Source organism: Raoultella sp. (assembly GCF_039594335.1).
In the GTDB taxonomy this organism is placed as follows: Bacteria; Pseudomonadota; Gammaproteobacteria; order Enterobacterales; family Enterobacteriaceae; genus Klebsiella.
On record NZ_JBCNNS010000234.1, the window covers coordinates 1 to 4,033 of the forward strand.

Below are 4,033 nucleotides of genomic sequence, written 5' to 3' on the forward strand. Positions count from 1 at the left end.
TTTGCCGTTTACAGTCCACCCCCATCATTAGCCCATAATGTCGGCTAAGAAAATCGAGATTATCGATACGCAAGCTGCAGATAGCCTGCAGAGGACTACTCTGTAAATGGCTCACCAGCGCGCGCAGATTAGGTAAGCCCGTCAGCGGATCCTCTTCCGCCTGGCTACGCCAGCGGCGTTTATTGCGATCGCTGCGGGCATAGGTGTCTGCCATATAAAACAAACAGATAGTGAAGGAGATCAGGACCGACAGCACAAAGGATAATGAATACTCGCTTTGGACGCCCTGGAGAAAGTTTTTATTATACACCACCAGCAAAAAGGCTGAGACAGACCATGAAATACGCAGCAGCGCATGACCAATCCGGCTAATCCCGATAAAGTAGACAATAAATATCACCGGAACTAAATAACCGGCAATAAATTCAGACTGATACGGCGCACACAGTAAAGTTAATAAAAGCGCCAGCGAGATAAACCAATATAGGGTAAAAGAACGATGTTTGGGTGCCAGCCATGGTAAACATTCCTGACGCCAGAAACGTCGGGCATAGTGCGGACTGATAATCATCCGCATTGGATAATAAAGAAACGTCGTAAAAATTAATGCCGCGCTGATTAAACTTTGGATATCTATTACGGTATAAATCAACGGCATACTACCAAAGTAACTGGTAATAGATAATGGAAACGCAAAATATTGCCCGGCAAGGTACATGGTGATTTTCAACAGTACCGGCGCGAAGAAGCCGCCCCAGAAGATCCGCGCCCCCATATGTTTCGCCGTGGGGCCACACCGCCAGCGCTTGCCCACCATCAGGCGTAAAACAGCGCAGGAGACAAACACAGCAAACAGCTGACAAAAGAGCAGAATAAGCGCCTGTGACAGCGTTAATTCAATGAGAAAGCTATTGGTAATGGCAAACGCGAGAATTAATGGTGCGATCGCATAGCGGCCAAAGATAAAAATAACAGAAAACATCACGCTGATTGGCAGCCAGGCAATATAAATAAGATTGCCATCAATAACCGTTTGCGGTGAAATAAAACGAGCCAGCGGAATAGCGACTAAACTGACGAGAAAGGCCAACAGAGTTTTTTTGATATTAATGTTAATTTTATCAAGCATTATTGTTAATTAAAACTCCGGCAACCTCATTACGTTTAATGGGGAAATGTTATGTTGCTTATTTAGGGCAGGCAAGGTGAATTATCAGGAAAAAGTCTGAAATTACTTTCGATTTTAATAGCTGGAGATTAACTGACTTAACCAGAAAGTGCTTTACATGAAAACAGCTAAAAACAAAAACCCCCGCCGAGGCGAGGGTTCTGAATTTTGGTGGAGCTAAGCGGGATCGAACCGCTGACCTCTTGCATGCCATGCAAGCGCTCTCCCAGCTGAGCTATAGCCCCACAGGACCTCTTTACGAACCAAATCTGCTGGGTGCAGAATTTGGTGGAGCTAAGCGGGATCGAACCGCTGACCTCTTGCATGCCATGCAAGCGCTCTCCCAGCTGAGCTATAGCCCCGTAACGTAAAGCGTGTCGTGTTGACGGGCGGCATAATATGAATTCCTCGCTCAGGTGTCAACGGCAAAATTATCCTTCGCAATTCAATCGCTGAAAAAGCAGGCAACTTGCTGACATTGCGAGCCTTATCGCAGCCAGAAGTTAAACAGGTCACTTTTTCACGTAAAAGGATGCTATAACATGGGCAGCTAATTCCCATACATTTACTCAGGAAATAGTATGCTCAAGGAACGAATGACACCTGAAGAAATCGCCCACCTGACCGGCTACAGCCGGCAAACTATCAATAAGTGGGTGCGGAAAGAAGGCTGGCAAACCTCTCCGCGGCCTGGCGTCCAGGGTGGCAAAGCGCGGCTGGTCCATGTCAATGAGCAAGTCAGGGAGTTTATCCGCAGCGCTCAGCGCGTGGCAGAGACACCAGGCGCCTATTCTACCCACGACAGCGATCTGGAATCGCTGCTGCTGACCCTTAGCAAAGAGCTCACTCCCAGCGAGCAGAAGCAGCTGATGTCGCTGTTGCTGCGCGAAGGGATCACCGGGTTACTGCTTCGGTTAGGGATCCGCGATCGGTAAAGCATGATGAAACTGAAAGATAAAATGACACCCGCAGAGCTCGCCGACTGCCTGGGACTGGCCAGACAAACGATCAATCGCTGGGTTCGCCAGCAAAAATGGCGCACGGAAGCGATACCCGGCGTCAAAGGAGGACGCGCGCGACTGGTGGTCATCGACAAACCGGTGCTCGAATTTCTGACCAATGCGCCTGCCAGGCGCCATCTGTTTACCGACAATCATTTGGCGGAATCGCCCGGCGCTTATCTGGTCAATGAGGCTGACGTGGTCTGGCGGCAAATCACGGAAACCCTGCAACTGATGACTCCGGCCGAACAGCTACAGCTTCGCGATCTGCTGGCCCGGGAAGGGATTAGCGGCTTTCTTGCCCGCCTCGGCATCGCCAGCCCGGTGTAACAGACAAAAAAAACGGCAGGGGTAACCCTGCCGTTGTTTCATCCACGTCCCAATCAGGACGCCTGACCTTCACGTTCAGCGATAAAAGCCAGCGCTTTGTTGATACGCTCAACGCTACGGGATTTACCGATAGCGTGGACGGTGACGTCAAGCGCAGGAGACTGCCCTGCCCCGGTAACCGCCACGCGCAGCGGCATGCCGACTTTACCCATGCCGACTTCCAGCTCATCAGCGGTTGCCTGAATTGCATGGTGGACGTTTTCCGCTGTCCAGTCGCCGATCGCCGCCAGCTTGTCGCGAACCACTTCCAGCGGCTGACGCGCCACCGGACGCAGATGTTTCTTCGCCGCATCGGCGTCGAACTCAGCGAACTCTTCATAGAAGTAGCGGCAGCTCTGAGCAATCTCTTTCAGCGTTTTGCAACGCTCGCCCAGCAGTTTCACCAGCTCGGCCAGCTGTGGGCCATTACGGGTATCGATATTTTCCTGCTCGATGTGCCACTGCAGATGCGTCGCCACGTATTCCGCCGGCAGCGTATTGATGTAGTGATGGTTCAGCCACAGCAGTTTGTCGGTGTTGAACGCACTCGCGGATTTGCTGACCGCCCCCAGCGAAAAGAACTCGATCATCTCTTCGCGGGTGAAGATCTCCTGATCGCCATGGGACCACCCCAGACGTACCAGATAGTTAAGCAGCGCTTCCGGCAGGTAGCCATCGTCACGATACTGCATCACGCTCACCGCACCGTGGCGTTTGGACAGTTTTTTACCGTCATCGCCGTTGATCATCGACACGTGGGCGTAAACCGGCACCGGCGCATTCAGCGCTTTGAGGATGTTGATCTGGCGCGGTGTGTTGTTGATATGATCTTCACCACGGATCACATGGGTGATCGCCATATCCCAGTCATCTACCACCACGCAGAAGTTATAGGTCGGGGAACCATCGGTACGACGAATGATCAGATCGTCCAGCTCCTGGTTGCTGAACTCGATAGGTCCGCGGATCTGATCGTCAAAGATTACCGACCCTTCCTGCGGGTTGGCAAAACGCACCACGCACGGCTCATCGTCGGCATGATGCTCGTGGCTATGGCGGCAGCGGCCATCGTAACGCGGCTTCTCACCGTTCGCCATTTGCTCTTCGCGCAGCGCTTCCAGACGCTCTTTCGAGCAATAACATTTATAAGCGGTGCCAGCTTCCAGCATCTCATCGATCACGTTGTTATAACGGTCGAAACGTTTGGTCTGGTAATAAGGGCCCTCATCCCATTGCAGATTCAGCCAGTTCATGCCATCCATGATGGCTTCAATTGCTTCCGGGGTGGAGCGTTCGAGATCGGTGTCTTCAATACGCAGCACAAACTCACCGCCGTGGTTACGAGCAAAAAGCCAGGAATAGAGAGCAGTACGCGCACCGCCAACGTGCAGATAGCCTGTTGGGCTTGGCGCGAAGCGAGTTTTGATTTTCATGAATTGGCCTTACGTTTAATAAAGATGCCGATAGCCGGCAATGTCCGGTGGAAATTATGGGT

General features: G+C 51.7%; 4 protein-coding genes and 2 tRNA genes. 2 read left to right on the plus strand and 4 right to left on the minus strand.

Annotated elements, in window-relative coordinates; translation table 11 throughout:
* The 3 genes from ACZAHD_RS22100 to ACZAHD_RS22110 all read right to left on the minus strand — a co-directional run.
* Positions 1 to 1,129, minus strand: a 1,129-nt coding sequence (locus ACZAHD_RS22100; protein ID WP_462458643.1) for an MASE1 domain-containing protein, incomplete at its 3' end; no start/stop codon positions are given.
* A 208-nt stretch (positions 1,130 to 1,337) separates the two neighbouring features.
* A tRNA-Ala gene (locus ACZAHD_RS22105) sits at positions 1,338 to 1,413 on the minus strand.
* Positions 1,414 to 1,454: 41 nt separating this feature from the next.
* Positions 1,455 to 1,530, minus strand: a tRNA-Ala gene (locus ACZAHD_RS22110).
* Positions 1,531 to 1,749: 219 nt separating this feature from the next.
* Between ACZAHD_RS22110 and ACZAHD_RS22115 the strand changes: the two genes are divergently transcribed.
* Together ACZAHD_RS22115 and ACZAHD_RS22120 are read left to right on the plus strand one after the other, a co-directional pair.
* Entirely contained in the window at positions 1,750 to 2,103 is a 354-nt protein-coding gene (locus ACZAHD_RS22115; RefSeq protein ID WP_008803883.1) for a YfeC-like transcriptional regulator, read from the plus strand.
* Positions 2,104 to 2,106: 3 nt separating this feature from the next.
* A complete protein-coding gene (locus ACZAHD_RS22120; protein WP_012967480.1) occupies positions 2,107 to 2,499 on the plus strand; it encodes a MerR family transcriptional regulator in 393 nt (130 codons plus the stop codon).
* A 53-nt stretch (positions 2,500 to 2,552) separates the two neighbouring features.
* Here the strand turns inward: ACZAHD_RS22120 and gltX are convergent, their stop codons facing one another.
* Positions 2,553 to 3,971, minus strand: a complete 1,419-nt coding sequence (gltX, locus tag ACZAHD_RS22125; RefSeq protein ID WP_008803881.1) for a glutamate--tRNA ligase — start codon at positions 3,969 to 3,971, stop codon at positions 2,553 to 2,555.
* Between the last annotated feature and the right edge of the window lie 62 nt (positions 3,972 to 4,033).